The organism is Nonomuraea monospora (assembly GCF_039531895.1).
GTDB classification, from domain to species: domain Bacteria; phylum Actinomycetota; class Actinomycetes; order Streptosporangiales; family Streptosporangiaceae; genus Nonomuraea; species Nonomuraea monospora.
This window is the reverse complement of sequence record NZ_BAAAQX010000002.1, coordinates 315,234-333,098: the sequence shown is the minus strand read 5'-3', so window position 1 is coordinate 333,098 and position 17,865 is coordinate 315,234. Positions and strand designations below refer to the sequence as shown.

The window sequence follows — 17,865 nt, the reverse complement described above, 5'->3', positions numbered from 1 at the left end:
GCGGCGCTAACAGGGTAAACCGAACTGCGTTTGTAGCTTGGGGCTTGATCGTCCCAGGGCATCAACGTGGACCGACGCGACCGAATGGCTATCCTGGGACGGGCTGGTGCGGAGCGGAACTGCAACGCAATCATCGTCTCAGTGGCTAGGATTCTGCGGTGCGCGGCTCACCAACGGAGAAGACCGGCGCGCTCGGCGCGACCGAGGTCATGGCTGCCTTCCAGCGGCTCGGCTGGGGAGTGGCGGCTACCGATGTGCAGCACGACCTTGGCACCGACCTGATCGTTCAGGCCAGGGATGGCCGGATGCTCTCATGACCGCGCCGCAAGGCGATCGACGACCGGCTGTTCCGTCCACGCGAGGTCTCTCACGGAACGGGGACGGAGCAGTGATCATTTAAGCCCTACGCACAAGACAGCGAACCCCGCCCCAGCCTTAGCAACCAAGGCGACGCGCGCCAAGACGGGGGCGCGTGCGGCCTTGATCACAGAAACGCGACCCCAGTGCCGTTCAATCAGGCAGGGGTCGCGTTTGTATGTGTGTGGGCGTTCACCTGCGGCGTGTTGTCCTGGCGAAGAGAGCAGAGCGCCGGCCAGGCACAGATGTCAGAGGCTGTCGAAGCTAACTTCTTGCATCGTCCCGTCCGGTCCCATCCGGAATATCCGCGGTGGACCCATGGTCCGCCGTGCCTCGGCGTACATGGCTTCCCGTTCCGCCTGTTCCCTGCCCGACGGGTCGGTCACTCGGAACCCGTGCAGGTGAAGACCGGCCGTATCGACATGGCCGGGGTCGGGAGCTCCCTCTATCACGAAGCCAAACAACGCGTGCAACGCATCCTCGCCCAGCTCAAGGGGATGGAACGGCAGTGGGTAGGGATCCTGATTTGGCCAGCCCGGCACGGACTCGACAGGATGCTCGCCCGCCCAGTACGGCAGCTCGAAGTCGTACGGCTCGCCGATGTTCTCCTGGATACCCCCATCGGGCGACAGGCTCAGCGAGCGCACCAGCACCCCGTCCTCCCAGACCGCGAAAGCAAGCCAGTCCACCACCGAGTGCATCCCATGCATGATGATCCGCCTGCCCGCACCGGCCTTGAGCAGATGCTCAGGCAACTCAGACGGACGATCGAGCACGAGCCTGCGATCACAGAACAGCTCGGCCCCGGCCAGTGCGGTGGCGTACGTGACGTCGTCAGGCGGGTAGACGCAGTCCCACAACGTGCCGTCCTCGGCGGGCGCGACCTCATAACCTGGGTGAACCTGACGGACCAACGCCTCGGTCTCAGCCCGCTCCGAGCGCGTCGCGCCCAACAGCGCGGGTCGGATGTCACCCTCAGCGAACGCAAGCAACGCTGTCTTCGCGCCCATCCCGCCCCTCCAGAATCTCCAACCAGCAAAGGCCTGCACCTTATCCGCTGAGGACGACACGAGTCGGCTGGTCTCGAAAGCCCCCACCAGGACTCTGTTCAGGAACAGGCTGGTTTCTGCGCCGCGTCTCACGGAACAGGGACGGAACAGTGATCATCTAGGGCCCGCTCCCAAGCCAAAGAACCCCGCCTCCCCGCACAGGGAAGCGGGGTTTCCGCATGTCAGGGGCTACTTGGCCAGGTGGCGGCTGATCACCAGGCGCTGAATCTGGTTGGTGCCCTCAAAGATCTGCATGATCTTCGCCTCTCGCATGTACCGCTCCACCCGAAACTCCCGCGTATACCCATACCCCCCGAAAACCTGCACAGCATCCGTGGTGACCTTCATGGCCGCATCGGTAGCCACCAGCTTCGCCACGCTCGCCTGCCGGCTGTAAGCCAGTCCGGCGTCCCGCCGCCGAGCCGCATCCAGGTAGGTGGCCCGGGCGCTGTCCACGGCAGCCGCCATGTCGGCGAGGAGGAACCCCAGCCCCTGGTGGTCGATGATGGCCTTTCCGAACGTCTGGCGTTCCTTCGCGTAAGCGACGGCCTCGTCCAGGGCGGCTTGGGCGAGGCCGGTGGCGCAGGCGGCGATGCCGAGGCGGCCGGAGTCGAGGGCGCTGAAGGCGATCTGGAGTCCCTGGCCCTCCTCGCCGATCAGGCGGTCGGCCTCCAGGACGGCGCCGTCCCAGTGGGCGCTGGTTGTGGGTACGGCGTGCAGGCCCATCTTCTCCTCGGGGCGGCCGAAGGTGAGGCCGTCGGCTGAGCCCGGGGCGAGGAAGCAGGAGATGCCTCGGGAGCCGGTGCCGGTGCGGGCGAAGAGGGCGTAGAAGTCGGCGATGCCGCCGTGGGTGATCCAGGCCTTGTTGCCGGTGATGCGGTAGCCGGTTTCGACGCGTTCGGCCTTGCAGGTCAGGGCGCCGGCGTCGGAGCCGGCCTGGGGTTCGGAGAGGCTGTAGCCGCCGATGAGGTGGCCGGCCAGCATGTCGGGGAGCCACTTGTCGCGCTGCTCCTGGGTGCCGTACGCGAAGACGGGGAAGCAGGCGAGGGTGTGGACGCTGGTGGCCACCGCGACGGAGGCCCAGCGCATCGCGAGCTCCTCCAGGACCTGGAGGTAGACCTCGTACGGCTGTGCGCCGCCGCCGTACTCCTCCGGGTAGGCGAGGCCGAGCAGGCCTGCCGCGCCCAACGTGGCGAACAGGCCTTCCGGGTACGTCTCGGCGCGCTCGTGGTCGTCCACCCGGCGGGCCAGTTCCTTGTCCGCGATCTCCCTGGTCAGGTCGATGAGGTCCTTGGCGTCCTGGTCGGGGAGCAGGCGGTCGACTGTCACGGTCACTCCTGTTGGAGGTTCTGTTGAAGGAGGGCTGTCAGAGGTTGTTCAAAGCCTTTGTGGCGCGTTCGCGGAACTCGGCGACCCGGGCGAGCTTGATGTCCTCGTACCCCCGGATCACGTCCGGCAGGCCCGCGAGTTCCTCGACGGCGGCGGCGTTCGAAGGGGTGAGGCGGTCGAGGGCGGTGCGGACCAGGTCGCGGTACTCGGGGATCAGCTCGCGTTCGACCCGGCGCACGCCGGCGCGGCCGAACAGGTCGAAGGCGGTGCCGCGCAGCACGCGGGCCGCCCGCAGGCCGCGGAACAGCACCCCGGCCGAGCGGCGTACCTTGATCTTGCGCTTCATGCCCATCGCGCGCAGCGCCGGCGGGTGGAGGAGCACTGACACGACCGCGTCCGCGCCGAACTCGTGCTCGCGGCGCGCCTGCTCCGCCGGGTCGAGGTGCAGGCGGGCGACCTCGTACTCGTCCTTGTAGGCCATCAGTTTGTGCAGGCCGCGCGCGTAGGCGAGGGTGATCGCGGCGCCCGCCGCCTCGCCTGCCCGTTCGGCGGCCAGCGTGCGCACGTGGTGGACGTCGTCGGCGTACGTGCGGGCGTAGGTGGCGTTCTGGTAGCCGGTCAGGTCGGCGACGCGGGTGGCGATCACGTCGTCCAGATCCTGCGGCTCCGAGGCGGCGGCCTCGCCCAGGAGCGCCTGGCGTACGGCGTCCGGGTGGGAGACGGCGGCGCGGCCCCAGCGGAAGGCGGCCAGGTTCTGCTCGACGGCGGCCCGGTTGAGGGTGATGGCCTGCTCGATCGCGGACGCGCTGACGGGCAGGCAGCCGTGCTGGTAGGCGGCGCCGAGGAGCAGGAGGTTGGCGGGCATGTGGTCGCCGAAGAGCGCTTCGGACAGGGCGTGCGCGTCCAGGCAGACCTGGTCGCGGGTGGCCGTTTCCACGCGCGACACCGCGGCGGAGTGGCCCGGTACGGGCGTGCGGCCGGTGACCATGGCGGCGGTGGGGACCAAGGAGGTGTTGAGTACGGCGACTGTGCGTGAAGGGGAGGCCACGTCGAGGGTGGCGTCCGCTGCCGCACCCAGCACGTCGAAGCCGATGAGCACGTCGACGCTGCCGCGCGAGGCGCGGATGGAGCCGGTCGGCGCCTGCTTGCCGATCCGCACGTCGCTGACGACGGGGCCGCCCTTCTGCGCGAGCCCGGTCTGTTCGAGGCCCGCCGCGTGCAGGCCGTCGAGGTGGGCGGCCATCTGCAGGATCTGCGAGACGGTGACGACGCCGGTGCCGCCGATGCCGGGCATCCTGATCAGCACCTCGTCGCGGTGCGCGGTGACCGGCTCGGGCGACTCCACGGGCAGCGGTGGCGGCGTCGTGCGCGAACGTCCCACGCGGGTGCCCGGCTCCACGAGGAGGAACGACGGGCAGTCGCCCTTGAGGCAGCTCTCGTCGGAGTTGCAGGAGGCCTGGTGGATGCGGGTCTTGCGGCCGTACTCCGTCTCGACAGGCTGCACGGACAGGCACGTGGAGACGTCGCCGCAGTCGCCGCAACCCTCGCAGACGCGCTCGTTGATCACGACCTTACGGGTGGGGGTGGGCAGCTTGCCGCGTTTGCGGAGCCTGCGTTCCTCGGCGGCGCAGCGGTCGTCGTGGATCAGGACGGTCACGCCGCCGAGCGCCGCCAGCTCCTTCTCCACCTCGGCCAGGTCGTCGCGGTGGCGGACGGAGGCGATGCCCGCCAGCCGCACCCCCCGGTACGTCCCGGGCTCAGGGGTGGTGATCACGATCCTGCGCACGCCCTCGACGGCCAGCTCGTGGGTGAGCGCGGGCACGTCGAGGCGGCCTTCCGCGCGCTGGCCGCCCGTCATGGCGACGGCGTCGTTGTAGAGCAGCTTGTACGTCATCGGCACCCCCGCCGCGACGGCGGCCCTGATCGCCAGGGAGCCGGAGTGGTGGAAGGTGCCGTCGCCCAGGTTCTGCACGAAATGCCGGTCCTCGGTGAACGGGGACAGCCCGATCCACTGGGCGCCCTCGCCGCCCATCTGCGTGATGCCGACCTGGGTGCCGCGCCCGTGACCGTCCAGCGCGATCATGGCGTGGCAGCCGATGCCCACGCCGACCAGCGTGTCGTCGGCGGTGCGGGTGGAGGTGTTGTGCGGGCAGCCCGAGCAGAAGTACGGGGTGCGCGCCGCCACCACCGGCAGCAGCCCACGCCGCCTGGGCTTGCGGGGCGCCTCGACGCCCAGGCAGGTGGCGATGGCCCTGGCCACGTCCTCGGCGCTGAGGGTGCTGCGCGCCGTGAGCAGCTCGCGGCCCACGACGGACGGGGTGCGCTCGCCGCCGTACAGCGCCTGCTTGAGATGGCCCTCCAGGAACGGCACCTTGTCCTCGACGACCAGCACCTTGTCCAGGTCGGCGGTCATCGCCGCCAGCTCGTCGGCGGCGATGGGGAACGGCATGCCGAGCTTGATCAGCCGCAGCCCGGCCTTCTCGGCGTCCAGGCCCAGGTCTTCCAGCGCCCGCTCGACCACCGCGTACGTCGCGCCGGAGGCGAGCACCCCCAGGGTCGTGTTGCCCGCGCCCGCCATGACCCGGTTCAGCCGGTGCGTGCGCGCGTACTCGCGGGCCAGGTCGAGGCGGCGGGTGAGCATGTCGTGCTCGGCGTCGAGGGCGGCCGGGCCGAGCAGGATGGGCGCCGCCCCCCGCGAACTGCCGGACGGGACGGGGACGTCCGCGCGCAACGGGGCGAGGTCCACGGTGGCGGAGGCGTCGGCGATGTCCGCGACGATCTTCAGCCCCACCCACAGGCCGCTCATCCGCGACATCGCCACCGCGTGCAGCCCGAACTCGATGATCTCCGCCACCGACCCCGGCGCCAGCAGCGGCATGGACAGGCTCTGGCACATCGGCTCGCACGAGCTGGGCAGCGTGGAGGACTTGCAGCCCGGGTCGTCGCCGATCCAGGCCACCGCGCCGCCCAGCGGGGCCGTCCCCGCCGCGTTCGCGTGCCTGATGGCGTCGGCGGCCCGGTCGAGGCCGGGGTTCTTGCCGTACCAGAAGCCGGTCACGCCGTCGTGCCGGCGGCCCGGCACCTGCTCCAGGAGCTGCGTCCCGGCCACCGCCGTGGCCGCCAGCTCCTCGTTCAGGCCGGCCCGGAACACCACGCCCGCCTCGTCCAGGAACCGCTTCGCCCGGCCCATCTCCAGGTCCACGCCCCCCAGCGGCGAGCCCTGGTAGCCGGTGACGTACGCGCGGGTGTCGAGGCCGCGCGCCTCGTCCAGGCGGCGCTGCTCCAGCGTCAGCCGGACCAGCGCCTGGATGCCGGAGATGAGCACCCGGCCGTCGAGCGCGGTGTACTTGTCGTCGAGCGACACGGGGGCGGGAGTCTCGCTCACGCTCACGCGGACCTCCTGGGTGTCGTACGTGCTCGCTTGGTGATTCCCAGCACAGCAACGCGGGCATGACATGCGCAAGTATTAGATGAGAAAGTGGGCTGAAGACGCAAACAATATGAGTTCATGGGCTTCGTGGATGATGTTATTTGCGCCTGAAGGAGGCGTTCTCCGTGCCTGAGCTGGACGAGATCGATCACCGGGTGCTCCGGCTCCTGCGGGAGGACGGGCGCCGGACGTTCTCCGAGATGGCCGAATGTATCGGGCTGTCCGTGGCGGCGGTCAAGCGGCGGGTGGACCGGCTCAAGGAGCTGGGCGTGATCACCGGGTTCACCGTGCAGATCGACTACGCCAAGCTGGGGTGGGGCATCGAGGCCTTCACCGAGCTGCGGTACCCGGGCACGACGCCGGTCGCCGAGATCATCCGCACCGCGACGGACGTGCCCGAGGTGCAGGCCGTGTTCACGATCGCGGGGGATCCGGACGCGCTGATCCACGTGCGGGTGCGGGATCTCGGGCATCTGCAGCAGGTCATCGACCGGTTGCGGCGGGCCGGGGACGTCACGGGCACCAAGACGCTGCTCGTGCTGGGGTCGTGGACCGGGAATTCCCCTGTGCCGTGATGGGATGCGTCGGTGCTGGGGCGGGTGTGTCAGCTTTCCGGCCCGGGCTCGTCGCGGCGGGAGAAGTAGCGTACGAGCAGGCCGATCGCCAGCAGCACCGCCACGCCCAGGCCGAGCATCCAGAAGGACGCGCCGGTCAGGGGCAGCTCGGGGCTCGCGTGGTGCGCGGGCGGCGGCACGTCGTCGCGGTCGGCGGCGGCCTTGCCGGTGGGGGCGGCCGGGGCGGGATCCGAGGGCAGTGGGATGTCGATCGGGGCGTCGTGCGCCTTCTTGCCCGGCTCGATCTTCCTGGGGCTGCCGGAGGGGGACGGGGCGGGCTCGACCAGCGTGTCGGCGCAGGAGCGGTTGTCGGTGGTGCGCTGCTCGCGGTCGGCGGTGCTGACGGTCGCGCAGTTCTCGATCACGCCGGTGGTGGTGGGGGTGACCGTGAACGTGAGCGTCCTGCTCTCGTTCGGGGGGAGCTGGCCGATGGGGCAGGAGAGCGTGGAGCCGCCTCCCGGGCACTCGGCGGGGCGGGTGGCGATCGTCGCCTGGGTGGGGTCCTGCACCGTGACGTCCGTCGCCTGCGAGGGGCCGTGGTTGGTGACCGTCAGGGTGTAGGTGATGGTGCCGTCCTGAGGGGTGGAGGGCGGGGCGGTCTTGCGGAGCTCGACGTCCGCCCTGGTCACGGCCTCGGTGGTGAGCTGCGTCTCGTCGTCGGGGGTGCCGGGGGCGGTGACGTGGGCGCGGGTGGTGAGGGGGGTGCCGTTCCTGAGGGCGGGGTCGGTGGTGATGGGCAGCTCGTACGTGGTGCTCCGGCCCGGGCGGATCGTCAGGCCGGGGCCGCCGCAGGTGACGGTGCGGCCGGTGAGGGAGCAGCCGGAGGGGAGGGGGCCGGGGGTCAGGTTGTGGTCGAGGATCGCGGCGAGGATGACGTCGTTGGCGGGCTGGTCGCCGGTGTTCGTGATGGTGAGGGTGTAGGCGGAGCGGGTGCCGGCGATCACCGGGGTGAGGTCGCCGGTGACGTGGAGGCTGGGGCCGAGGGGGGACGGGGGCGCGACGGGGTCCTCGGGCAGCGGCGGAGCGGGGTCGGCGCCCGGCGGCGGCGCGACCGGGTCGGGGCCGGGGCGTGAGGGCGCGTTCGGGCCCGGCTGAGGCGAGGCGAGAGTCGCGTTGGCGGGCGCGGCGGTGGAGGGCGCTGCGCGGGTGGTCGCCACTGCGGCGGGTTCCGTAAGGGCGGTCGCGAGTGCGGCGCGTGTCGTGCGGGTGGTCGCGAGTGCGGCGGGTGTCGCGAGCGCGGCGGTGGAGGGTGCCGTGCCGGTGGTCGCGGGGGTGGGGGCGTGGTCGGAGGCCGACGCCGGTGTGGCCCAGCCGCCGCCGGTCGGCGCGACCAGTGCGATGAGTACGATGAGCGCCGCGATCCCGGGCCTGCCGCCCATGTCCTACCCCCGCCTGGTGCCGTCCGTGCCTGCTCGACCCGACGGCCAGCCTCCTACCGCCCGCCGGGCCCGCGTGGCCGGTCCGACCGCAACCATGCGCCGCCATGGCGGAGTCTTTGCCCAGACGGCCGTGCGACTCAGGCGGCGGCGACCCACTCGTCCACCAGCGCGCAGAGCTGGTCCAGCGCACCCTCCACCCGCTCGCGATCCCCGGTGGTGAGAAAGTCGATCTGCAACCCCGTGTAAGCCGAGTTGGCCAGCGTGGAGATGCGCAGGGCGTCGGCCTCGGCGACGCCGCGCTCCCGCAGCAGCCCCGCCACGAACTCCGACCGGTCGGCCAGCAGCCTGGGCACGTGCCCGGCCAGCTTGCCCGCCGCCGCCAGCCCCTCGATCTCGTGGATCAGGCGGGCCACCGGCAGGTTCTCCTCCCGCGTCTGCCAGTCCCAGGTGCGCCGGATGATCGTGCCCACGCTGTCGGCCCCCGACCAGCCCGGCAGCGAGCGCAGCCAGGACCGGTGGCGCTCGTCCAGGCGCTCCATGGTGGCCGACAGCAGGGCCTCCTTGTCGGCGAAGTGGTGGGTGAGCACCCGCGTGGACTTGCCCAGATGCTGCGCCAGCGGACGCATCGACAACGTCGAGAGGCCGTGTCCGGCCAGGTAGTCGACGATCTGGTCGAGCAGCTCCGCGCGGCGGTGCGGGTCGGCGGTCCTGGCCATCGCTCATTTCCTTCGAGGTTGAGGTGACGACTGTTACCCTAATGGGGAAACACTTGTTACCTTTATCGAGGGGATCCCCATGCCTGTCGCCGTACGGCAGCGCGCCCGGCTGCCCGCCTGGCTGCTCGCCCTGGTGTTCACCACCTTCACCTTCGCCACCGACGACTACGTGATCGCCGGGGTGCTGCCCGCCGTCTCCGCGGACCTCGGGGTCAGCCAGGCGGCGGGAGGCCAGCTCGTCACCGCCTTCTCGCTCGCGTTCGCGCTGGCCGCGCCCGTCGCCTCCGTGGTGACCGCCACCTGGCCGCGGCGCGGGCTGATCACCGGCGCGCTGACGCTGTTCGTCGTGGCCAACTGGGCGGCGGCGTTCACGGACTCGTACGCGCTGCTCATGGGCCTGCGGGTGCTGGCCGCGGTCGCCGCGGCGGCCGTCGTGCCCGCCGCGTACGCCATCGCCACCACCCTCGCCCCCGAAGGACGTCAGGGCCGCTACCTGGCGCTCGTCATGGGCGGGCTGACCGGGTCGCTCGCGCTCGGCGTGCCCATCGGCACCTGGGTGGGCGGCGCGTTCGGCTGGCAGGCCACGTTCGTGACCGGCGGGGCGCTGGGGCTGGTCGCGCTGGTGGCGATCAGGGCGACGCTGCCCGAGACGCCGCCGGTTCCCGCCATGCCGATCCGCGACCGGCTGGCTCCGCTGGCCCGGCCGCAGGTGCTGCTCGGGCTGCTCGGGATCGTGGCGATCGTGCTGGGCAGCATGATGGTGCTGACCTACCTCGCGCCGTTCCTGCACGACCTGTCGGGGGCGGGGCCGGGCGAGCTGGGATGGGTGTTCGTGCTGGCCGGGGTCGCGGGGTTCGCGGGCGGGCAGCTCGGTGGGCGGGCCGCCGACCGGTGGGGGGCCGATCGGGCGCTGGTCGTCGGGGTGGCCGGGTTCGCGGGGGTGATGGCCGTCCTGAGCGGCTGCTGGTGGCTGGGGCCCGTGCCGCTGGTGGCGGTGCTGCCGTTGCTGGTCGTGTGGGCGGGCGTGTCGTGGTGGATCCCGCCGCCCGCGCAGACCCGCCTGCTCGCCCTCGCCGGGCCCGCGGGGCCGCAGGCGCTCGCGCTCAACAGCAGCGCCGTGTACGTCGGGGTGTCGGGCGGGGGCGCGGCCGGTGGGCTGGTGCTGGCGGGGCACGGCAGCGGGTGGCTGCCCGCGGTCGCGGCCGGTGTCGAGCTGGTCGCCCTCATGCTCTTCTGGCTGGCCGGGCGCGCCAAGTGAAGGACTGGTGCTCGGGCGCGCCCAGTGAGATCACCGTGTCACGGCGGTCTCCCGTTCCACGCGTGACAGCTTCTCGGGGTTTCGGACGTGGTAGGCCCCGGTGACGTAGCCGTCCTCGACCCGCACCGCCACCACCCCGTCGATCTCCCCGTCGATCCGCACCAGCAGCCCCGGCCCGCCGTTGATCTGCACCAGCTCCACCGACCTCTTACCGTCGCGCTTCCACCAGCCGACGGCCAGCAGCCGGGCCACGTTCTCCACCCCCACGACGGGCCGCAGCAGGGCGTGCTTGATCCCGCCGCCGTCGCTCAGCGCGACCACGTCCGGCGCGAGGACGTCCAGCAGGCTCTGCAGCTCCCCGGTCTCGACCGCCCGCTGGAAGGCCTGGAGCGCGGCCCGGTGCTCGGCAGGGGAGCCGGTGCCGCGCGGCCGGCGGGCCGAGACGTGTGACCGCGCCCGGTGGGCGATCTGCCGTACCGCGGCCGGGGTCTTGCCGACGGCCTGCGCGATCTCCTCGTAGTCCAGGTCGAACACCTCGCGCAGCACGAACACGGCCCGCTCGGTCGGCGTGAGCGTCTCCATGACCAGCAGCATCGCCATCGACACGCTGTCGGCCAGCTCGACGTCCTCGGCCACGTCCGGCGCGGTCAGCAGCGGCTCGGGCAGCCACGGCCCGACGTAGGTCTCCCTGCGCCGCCCCAGCGTGCGCAGCCGCTTCAACGCCTGCCTGGTGGCGATGCGGATCAGGTACGCGCGCCGGTCCCGCACCGTGCCGAGCTCGACGCCCGCCCACAGCAGCCAGGTCTCCTGAAGGACGTCCTCGGCGTCGGTCGCGGAGCCCAGCATCTCGTAGGCGAGGGTGAACAGCAGGTTGCGGTGGGCGACGAACGCCTCGGTGGCCGCGTCCATGCGGGTGGCCGCCGGGTGCTCGCTTCGTTCGCTCATGTCCATACGATCCCGCTCCCCGCCGCCTTGTGACACCGGCGGCCGGTGGCGCATGTCACAGTCACACGCGCCATGGCGGCGGGATCTCTTGCTCGTACCGTCCAGAAGGGAATCCCACCATGTCCACCTCAGCCATTCGATCGCGCATGCCCAACCCCCTCCCGTTCCTGCCCGAGATGGCGGAGGTCGGCGCGGGCCTGCACAAGGCTCTCCAGAACGGCCCCATCCCGCCCACCACCGTCAGCCTGCTGCAGTTGCGCGCCGGGCAGCTCCTCGGCAGCACGTACTTCACCATCAGGGAGACCGGCAACCTCCGCAAGCTGGGCGAGCCGGAAGAGCGCGTCACCGCCGTGGCCACCTGGCGGGACGCCACCTGCTTCACCGACGCGGAACGGATCGCGCTGGAGCTGGTGGAAGCCGTCCTCACCCCGAACCCGACGGGGGAGCGCGTCTCCGACGAGCTGTACGGCAGGGCGTCGGCGCTCTACGACGACCGCGCGATGTGGTCGCTCATCATGGCGATCGCCCACATCGGCTTCTTCACCCCGGCCGCCCTCATCGCCAAGCCGATCCCCGGCATGCCCCCCGGCCAGAACTACAGCGAGTAAGAGAGGCCCGCACAACATGAGCAGCATCACGTTCGCGGTGGCGGGAGCCACCGGACGTTTGGGGCGTCACGTCGTCGAGGTCCTGGCCGAGCGAGGGCACCGGGTCGTGCCGATGTCCAGGGCCACCGGCGTGGACATCATCACCGGCGAAGGGCTCGCCGACGCCCTCGCCGGGGCGGAGGTCGTCATCGACGTCGCTTCGTGGCACGCGTCCGACCAGGAGGCGGCGACGGAGTTCTTCCGCACGTCGGCCCGCAACCTGCACGAGTACGGCCGCAAGGCCGAGGTCACGCGGATCGTCGCGGCGTCCATCATCGGCGTCGACAACGCCACCGCCGGGTTCCTCGCCGCCAAGAAGGTGCACGAGGAGCTGCTGCTGGCCGGTCCGCTGCCGGTTCGCCTGCTGCGGGCCGCGCAGTTCCACGAGTTCGTCGGTCAGCTCCTGGATTGGCGGCAGGGGGACGTCGCCTACGTCCCGGCGCTGCCGGCCCAGCTCGTGGCCTGCCGGACGGTGGCCGAGACGCTGGTCGATCTCGCGCTCGCCGCTGACGTGTCCGGTCCGATCCCCGAGGTCGCCGGGCCCCGCAGGGAGATCCTGTCGGAGGCGGCGCAGCTCCTCGGGGAGCGCCGGGGGATCAAGGTCGTCGGCGTCGACGGCTCCGGGATGCCCGATGCCGGGATCGCCGCCGAAGGCGGGTTCCTGCCCGGGCCGCACGCCAGGCTCGCCGGGCCGACCTTCGAGGAGTGGCTCGACGCCTGAGCCCTTACGCGCGTGACGAACAGGGCTTCGGCCTTGGGCGTCGCGTGCCTAGGGTCGGGGCATGGCAGGTATCGCGCGGTACGACGACATCGCCGACTTCTACGCGGCCGGCTGGACCGACGACATCGACGATCCGGCCTCGCGGCGGCTGCTCGACCTGGTGGGGCCGGTCGCGGGGCGGCGGGTGCTGGAGATCGCCTGCGGTCACGGGCGGATCAGCCGGGCGCTGGCCCGCCGGGGCGCCGAGGTGGTGGGCGCCGACCTCTCGGCCGCCCTGATCGCCAAGGCGGAGGCGGTGGAGCGGGAGTCGCCGATGGGCATCCGCTACGTCCACACGGACGTCACAGCCGGCCCGGCCGCCAGCGCCGGGCTGCGGGAGCTGGGCGCGTTCGACGTCGTGGTCTGCAGTTTCGGCCTGTCCGACATCGACGACCTGGACGGCGCCCTGGCGACCACCGCCGCCACCCTGCGCCCAGGCGGCGTGTTCGCCTGCTCGATCCTGCACCCCTGCTTCCCCGGCGCCCAGGAGGTGTCGGGTTCGTGGCCGACCGGCGGGCGTTACCACGACGAGGGCTGGTGGCGGGCGGACGGCGAGCTGTCGTCGCTGCGCCGCCAGGTGGGCGCGAACCACCGCACGCTCTCGACGTACCTCAACGCGTTGCGCCGCCACGACCTGTGGCTGGACGAGGTCGCCGAGCCCGAGCCGGCCCCCGAGTGGGCGGCGAGGCGGCCCGATGCCGCCGCGTTCCCCGTGTTCCTCGTGCTGCGGTGCGTCAGGGGCTGACGGCCGCGTTGTCCGCCCCCGCGCGGCACGTCGCCGCCAGCCCCTCCAGCAGGCACGTCAGCGCGAACTCGAAGCGCCGCTCGCTGTCGCGCTCGGCGTCGCTCCCCTTGGCGGCGGCCATCCGCCGGGCCAGCAGGGGATGCCGTTCGGCGACGTCGCGCAGGTAGAGGGTGGTGGCGTGCTCGCTCCACTCGACCCCGCTGCGCCGCATGCGGGTCAGCGTGTCGCGCCAGGCCACCTCGGCGATCACCGCGCCGACGACCTGGTCGTTGACGGTGGCCATGGCGGCGTCGAGGTCCGCGTCGGCGAAGCCGGCCCGTGACAGGAGGCGCAGGCCGGTCTCGGCCAGGGTGAACGCGTTGGGGCCCAGGTTCGGCCTGACGGTCAGCTCCAGCAGCGCCCACCGGTGGCGCAGCAGCATCGTCCGGGTGTTGCGGGCCAGGCCCGCCAGCCCGAGCCGCCAGTCGGGCTCGTCCGGGTCGGCTCCCACCTCGCCGAGCACCCGGTCCAGCGCCAGCTCCAGCACGTCGTCCTTGGTGCGGACGTACCAGTACAACGAGCCGGCCGTCACCCCGAGGTCGGCGGCGATGCGGCGCATCGACAGGCCCCGGTGGCCCTCGGCGTCGAGCACGGGCACGGCCGCGTCCACGATCTGGCCGCGGCTGAGCTGGCGGTCGCGCGGCGGTCGTTCGCGGCGCAGCCACACCGATCCGTCGGAGGAGTCTGAGACAGGCATCCGCACACCGTACTGGAACTCGCCGATCAGCGTTCAAGGCCGTTGAACGCGGTTCAGCGCGTCACCACTCCCGCCACTTGTCGGTGATCTCGTACGCGGCCTCGCCGTGCTCCTCGTTGACGCGGTTGAGCGCGAGCACCGCGCCAGACAGTGGTGGGTCGAACGGCCATGCGCGGGACCCTGGCGAACGGCACCGTCAGAACCACCCGCCGGGCGCGTACTAGGCTGCATGTCGCGTCCGACGAACGGGAGGGCCGAGGTGGCCGAGACGACGGTGGCCGAGCTGCTGGCCGAGCTGGCCGCGCTGGAAGAGCCGAGGGTCCGCGAGGTGAACGAGAGGCACGGCGACGACCACGGCGTGAACCTCGGCAAGCTGCGCGCGGTCGCGAAGCGGCTGAAGACGCAGCAGGACCTCGCCCGGCAGCTCTGGCAGACGGGCGACACGGCGGCGAGGCTGCTGGCGCTGCTGATCTGCCGCCCGAAGGCGTTCGAGCGCGACGAGCTGGACGCCATGCTGCGTGAGGCCCGCGCGCCCAAGGTGCACGACTGGCTGGTGAACTACGTGGTCAAGAAGGGCCCGCACGCCGAGGAGCTGCGCCGCGCCTGGTCGGCCGACCCGGATCCGGTGGTGGCGAGCGCCGGGTGGGCGCTGACCACCGAGCGGGTGACGAAGCAGCCCGACGGCCTCGACCTGACCGGGCTGCTGGACGTCATCGAGGCGGAGATGAAGGGCGCCCCCGACCGCCTGCAGTGGGCGATGAACCACTGCCTGGCGCAGATCGGCATCGACCACGCCGAGCACCGCGCCCGCGCCCTGGGCATCGGCGAGCGCCTGGAGGTGCTCAAGGACTATCCGACCTCCCCGGGCTGCACGTCGCCGTACGCGCCGATCTGGATCAACGAGATGGTGCGCCGCCAGACTCAGGGATGAGGGCGTACTCGACCTGGTGGAGCGGGTTGCCGTCGCCGTAGTCGTAGGTGCGGACGGTGCCCGACGCGGTGAAGCCGCACTTGGCGTAGAAGCGGTGTGACCGCGGGGTGTCGCGCAGCGTCCACAGGTGGACGCGGTCGAAGCCGCCGGCCTGGATCCTGTCGAGGGTCGCGGCCATCAGGGCTTGCGCGATGCCGCTGCCCCAGCCGTCGGGGTGGCCGTAGAAGCCGTGGATCTCGGCGGCGCCCGGGTGGGTGGCCGAGGGGCCGAAGTAGGAGAAGGCCAGCGGGCGGCCGTCCCGCGCGGCGAGCAGGACGGTGTTCCCGTCGTCCGCGGCGAGCACGTCGTGCCATTTGGTACGGCGCCGCCGCACGGCCTCGGCGAAGAACGCCGGGGCGAAGAAGCTCGCGTTGGCGGCTTTCCAGGACTCCGCGTGGATCTCACCCACCGCGTCGGCGTCGGCGGGAGAGGCGGGGGAGGCGGGGGAGATCGTGAACGTCACAGGGTCACCGTATGCGGGTTTCACGCCCAGCGGTGCCGCTCGGTCGCCTGGTCGGCGGGGTAGAAGCTCTCGACGCGCAGCTCCTGGGCGGTGATGTCCTGCGGGGTGCCGACCGTGGTGATCATGGAGAAGTAGCTGACGCTCAGGCCGTCCTTGGCGAAGGTGACCGGGATGACGGGCAGGAGCGGCGCCGTGCGGTCGGGGCCGCGCCGGTCGGGAGGAAGGATCTCCTCCAGGAGTGCCCGCGTGATGGCGTCGGGGACGCCGCCGACGGCCTCGCGGTGCACGCGCTGGATGAGGGCGGGGCCGACCTCGTCCCAGTTGGAGACGTGCGGGCGCAGCTCGCGCGGGTCGAACATGAGCCTGATCACGTTCGCGGAGGCGGTCGCGGGCGGGCTGCCGCGCAGGAAGCCGAACATGACCTCGGCGGGCCGGTTGACCTGGGTGAGGTTCCAGTGGCGGTCCATCACCACGGCCGGGTAGGGCTCGTGGTGGGCCAGCGCGCGGTCCAGGGCGGCCCGGACGGTGGCCATCGCGGGCCCGGCGATCGCGCTCTCCCGGTAGGCGGGCGCGTACCCGGCGGCGAGGAGCAGGTCGTTGCGCTCGCGCAGCGGCACCTGGAGCGCGCCCGCCAGCGTCATGATCCACTCCCGGCTGGGGGTGGAACGGCCGCTCTCCACGAAGCTGAGGTGGCGCGGCGAGACCTGGGCGTGGTGGGCCAGGGCGAGCTGGCTCATCCGCCGTACCCGCCGCCAGTGGCGCAGCAGGTCACCGAGTGGGGTGCTCACCCTCACAGTGAACGGCCTGCCGCGCCCGCGCGCACTTCCCTGGCAGGGAATTGGAACGCCCCGCGCGGCGGCCGACAGTGAGGATCCCGGCCGGGGGACCGAGCCCCCGGCCATCCCATGGAGGTCATGAGATGACCGTCTTCACCGTCCACTCCGTCGAATCGGCGCCGGAGGCGTCCCGGCAGCCGCTCGGCGAGCTGCGGCAGCGGGTGGGGTTCGTGCCCAACCTGGCCGGGAACATCGCCGGCTCCCCGGTCGCGATCGACGCCTTCAACCAGCTCCAGCGGGCGCTGCGGCAGTCCACGCTCACCGCCGCAGAGCGGGAGGTCGTGGGCATCGCGGTCAGCGTGGCGAACCGGTGCCCCTGGTCGGTGGCCGCCCACACCGCGTTCGCCGAGCGGGCCGGCCTGGCGCCCGAGGTGATCGAGGCGCTGCGGGCCGGCAAGGACGAGCTGCCGGACGAACGGGCCTCCGCGCTGGCCGCGTTCACCAGGGCCGTCCTGCGGACCGGCGGGCTCGTCGGGAGGCGGGAGCTGGACGCGGTGCTCGGCGCGGGATACTCCCAGGTCCAGGTGCTGGAGGTGATCACGCAGGCCGCGTTCACGTCCATGGCCAACTGGGTCGCCAGCGTGACGGGGACGCCCCTCGACGCCGCGCTCGCGTCCAAGGCCTGGGAGGTCTGAGCAAAGGCCGATGGCGGCCACCGGCAGGTGGCCGCCATCGGGACGGGTGATCAGGAGCTCGGGCAGGTGTTGCGGTACTCCTCGATCGACAGCCCGCTGGGCGGCGGGCACAGGAACTGCTCGTAGCGGGTGTCGTCGTCGACGAACCGCTTCAGCCAGGCCACCATCGACTTGGCCATCGTGGTGTTCGTGGTCTGCGGGAAGAAGTGGCTGGCGTTGTTCAGCTCCAGGTACGCCTTCTCCGAGGACGACGGGATGGACGTGTAGAACGGCTCGGAGTGGCTAGAGACCGGGGCGATGGTGTCGCTCTCACCACCGATGATCATCGTCGGCACCCGGACGCCCGACCACGACTTCGTCAGGTTCCACGGCGCGAGCGGCACCGCCGCCTGGAGCGAGGGCCGGTCGTTGGCCGCCTCCAGCGTGCCGCCGCCGCCCATCGAGTGGCCGGCCACCGCGAGCCGCGACGCGTCGATACGGCTGCGCACCGTCGTCGAACTGTCCTCGACCAGGTAGTCGAGCGCGGCCAGGAGCTGTCGGCCCCGGCTCGCGGGCTGGTCGTAGAGCGTGTTGGTCTCGATGCCGATCACCACGAACCCGTGCGAGGCGATCCGCGGGCCGAGCCACGACAGGCTGGACCACCTGGCCGTGTACCCCGGCGAGATCGCGATCGCGCCGAACGTGCCTTGGCTGGTGTCCGTCGGGTAATAGATGGTGCCGCCGCCGAAGCCGGTCACGCTCACCGAGGAGACGCTGGTCTGCGCGGTGCTGAACGGGCCGCGGCTGGCTTCGAGGATGGCGTCCGTGGGGTCGGGGCCCCGCTCGTACGGGCCCTGGGCCTGGGCGGGGGAGGCGGCCATCAGGGCGCCGCCGACCAGAGAGACGGTGAGGGCGAGCTTGGTCAACGTTCGCGCGCCGAACCGGGGGGTGGATAGCTGCACGTCGTCATACTCCCTGCTCATCGAGGGTGACTGCTGTCTGTCGCCATTGTTCGGA

Annotated in this window: 18 protein-coding genes; 8 read left to right on the top strand and 10 right to left on the bottom strand. The window is 71.9% G+C overall.

Going from position 1 to position 17,865, the window contains the following annotated elements; translation table 11 throughout:
• Window positions 1-158: 158 nt before the first annotated feature.
• Window positions 159-317 (top strand): hypothetical protein, encoded by a 159-nt coding sequence (locus ABD331_RS04830; protein WP_344471026.1) that lies wholly within the window; start codon window positions 159-161, stop codon window positions 315-317.
• A 288-nt stretch (window positions 318-605) separates the two neighbouring features.
• On the opposite strand, the gene ABD331_RS04825 is transcribed toward ABD331_RS04830, so the two are convergent.
• The 3 genes from ABD331_RS04825 to ABD331_RS04815 all read right to left on the bottom strand — a co-directional run bounded on the left by ABD331_RS04825 (window position 606) and on the right by ABD331_RS04815 (window position 6,126).
• Window positions 606-1,367, bottom strand: a complete 762-nt coding sequence (locus ABD331_RS04825) for a DUF6928 family protein (RefSeq protein WP_344471025.1) — start codon at window positions 1,365-1,367, stop codon at window positions 606-608.
• Window positions 1,368-1,595: 228 nt separating this feature from the next.
• Entirely contained in the window at window positions 1,596-2,735 is a 1,140-nt protein-coding gene (locus ABD331_RS04820; RefSeq protein WP_344471023.1) for an acyl-CoA dehydrogenase family protein, read from the bottom strand.
• 37 nt (window positions 2,736-2,772) lie between these two features.
• Window positions 2,773-6,126, bottom strand: coding sequence for an indolepyruvate ferredoxin oxidoreductase family protein (locus ABD331_RS04815; RefSeq protein ID WP_344471022.1), 3,354 nt, complete (start codon window positions 6,124-6,126; stop codon window positions 2,773-2,775).
• A gap of 164 nt (window positions 6,127-6,290) precedes the next feature.
• Between ABD331_RS04815 and ABD331_RS04810 the strand changes: the two genes are divergently transcribed.
• On the top strand, window positions 6,291-6,740 hold the full coding sequence (locus ABD331_RS04810; RefSeq protein ID WP_344471021.1) for an Lrp/AsnC family transcriptional regulator: 450 nt from the start codon (window positions 6,291-6,293) through the stop codon (window positions 6,738-6,740).
• A 29-nt stretch (window positions 6,741-6,769) separates the two neighbouring features.
• Here the strand turns inward: ABD331_RS04810 and ABD331_RS04805 are convergent, their stop codons facing one another.
• Both ABD331_RS04805 and ABD331_RS04800 read right to left on the bottom strand, forming a co-directional pair.
• A complete protein-coding gene (locus tag ABD331_RS04805; protein ID WP_344471020.1) occupies window positions 6,770-8,158 on the bottom strand; it encodes a DUF7507 domain-containing protein in 1,389 nt (462 codons plus the stop codon).
• A 137-nt stretch (window positions 8,159-8,295) separates the two neighbouring features.
• Entirely contained in the window at window positions 8,296-8,874 is a 579-nt protein-coding gene (locus ABD331_RS04800; protein WP_344471019.1) for a TetR/AcrR family transcriptional regulator, read from the bottom strand.
• A gap of 79 nt (window positions 8,875-8,953) precedes the next feature.
• On the opposite strand from ABD331_RS04800, the gene ABD331_RS04795 reads away from it, so the two are divergent.
• A complete protein-coding gene (locus ABD331_RS04795; RefSeq protein WP_344471018.1) occupies window positions 8,954-10,132 on the top strand; it encodes an MFS transporter in 1,179 nt (392 codons plus the stop codon).
• Window positions 10,133-10,162: 30 nt separating this feature from the next.
• Here ABD331_RS04795 and ABD331_RS04790 read toward each other — a convergent pair whose 3' ends face one another.
• The gene (locus tag ABD331_RS04790) at window positions 10,163-11,077 is read right to left on the bottom strand and encodes an RNA polymerase sigma-70 factor (RefSeq protein WP_344471017.1); all 915 of its coding nucleotides are present in this window, start codon (window positions 11,075-11,077) and stop codon (window positions 10,163-10,165) included.
• Between the two features lie 146 nt (window positions 11,078-11,223).
• On the opposite strand from ABD331_RS04790, the gene ABD331_RS04785 reads away from it, so the two are divergent.
• The 3 genes from ABD331_RS04785 to ABD331_RS04775 all read left to right on the top strand — a co-directional run bounded on the left by ABD331_RS04785 (window position 11,224) and on the right by ABD331_RS04775 (window position 13,229).
• The gene (locus ABD331_RS04785; protein ID WP_344471016.1) at window positions 11,224-11,685 is read left to right on the top strand and encodes a carboxymuconolactone decarboxylase family protein; all 462 of its coding nucleotides are present in this window, start codon (window positions 11,224-11,226) and stop codon (window positions 11,683-11,685) included.
• 16 nt (window positions 11,686-11,701) lie between these two features.
• The gene (locus tag ABD331_RS04780) at window positions 11,702-12,445 is read left to right on the top strand and encodes an SDR family oxidoreductase (protein ID WP_344471015.1); all 744 of its coding nucleotides are present in this window, start codon (window positions 11,702-11,704) and stop codon (window positions 12,443-12,445) included.
• A gap of 61 nt (window positions 12,446-12,506) precedes the next feature.
• On the top strand, window positions 12,507-13,229 hold the full coding sequence (locus tag ABD331_RS04775; protein WP_344471014.1) for a class I SAM-dependent methyltransferase: 723 nt from the start codon (window positions 12,507-12,509) through the stop codon (window positions 13,227-13,229).
• Here the strand turns inward: ABD331_RS04775 and ABD331_RS04770 are convergent.
• Window positions 13,219-13,965: a TetR/AcrR family transcriptional regulator gene (locus ABD331_RS04770; protein ID WP_344471013.1), complete on the bottom strand. Its 747-nt coding sequence runs from the start codon at window positions 13,963-13,965 to the stop codon at window positions 13,219-13,221. The two genes, ABD331_RS04775 and ABD331_RS04770, sit on opposite strands and share 11 nt — an antisense overlap.
• Before the next feature lie 229 nt (window positions 13,966-14,194).
• On the opposite strand from ABD331_RS04770, the gene ABD331_RS04765 reads away from it, so the two are divergent.
• Window positions 14,195-14,896 (top strand): DNA alkylation repair protein, encoded by a 702-nt coding sequence (locus ABD331_RS04765; protein ID WP_344471012.1) that lies wholly within the window; start codon window positions 14,195-14,197, stop codon window positions 14,894-14,896.
• Here the strand turns inward: ABD331_RS04765 and ABD331_RS04760 are convergent.
• Together ABD331_RS04760 and ABD331_RS04755 are read right to left on the bottom strand one after the other, a co-directional pair.
• Window positions 14,862-15,398, bottom strand: a complete 537-nt coding sequence (locus ABD331_RS04760) for a GNAT family N-acetyltransferase (RefSeq protein WP_344471011.1) — start codon at window positions 15,396-15,398, stop codon at window positions 14,862-14,864. The two genes, ABD331_RS04765 and ABD331_RS04760, sit on opposite strands and share 35 nt — an antisense overlap.
• Window positions 15,399-15,418: 20 nt before the next feature.
• Window positions 15,419-16,186: a helix-turn-helix domain-containing protein gene (locus ABD331_RS04755; protein WP_344471009.1), complete on the bottom strand. Its 768-nt coding sequence runs from the start codon at window positions 16,184-16,186 to the stop codon at window positions 15,419-15,421.
• A gap of 131 nt (window positions 16,187-16,317) precedes the next feature.
• Here ABD331_RS04755 and ABD331_RS04750 point away from each other — a divergent pair, with 131 nt between their 5' ends.
• Window positions 16,318-16,869 carry a carboxymuconolactone decarboxylase family protein gene (locus ABD331_RS04750; protein ID WP_344471008.1) on the top strand — a complete coding sequence of 184 codons (552 nt, stop codon included), beginning with the start codon at window positions 16,318-16,320 and terminating at the stop codon, window positions 16,867-16,869.
• Between the two features lie 50 nt (window positions 16,870-16,919).
• Here the strand turns inward: ABD331_RS04750 and ABD331_RS04745 are convergent, their stop codons facing one another.
• Window positions 16,920-17,831: an alpha/beta hydrolase family protein gene (locus ABD331_RS04745; RefSeq protein WP_425565936.1), complete on the bottom strand. Its 912-nt coding sequence runs from the start codon at window positions 17,829-17,831 to the stop codon at window positions 16,920-16,922.
• Window positions 17,832-17,865 lie beyond the last annotated feature (34 nt).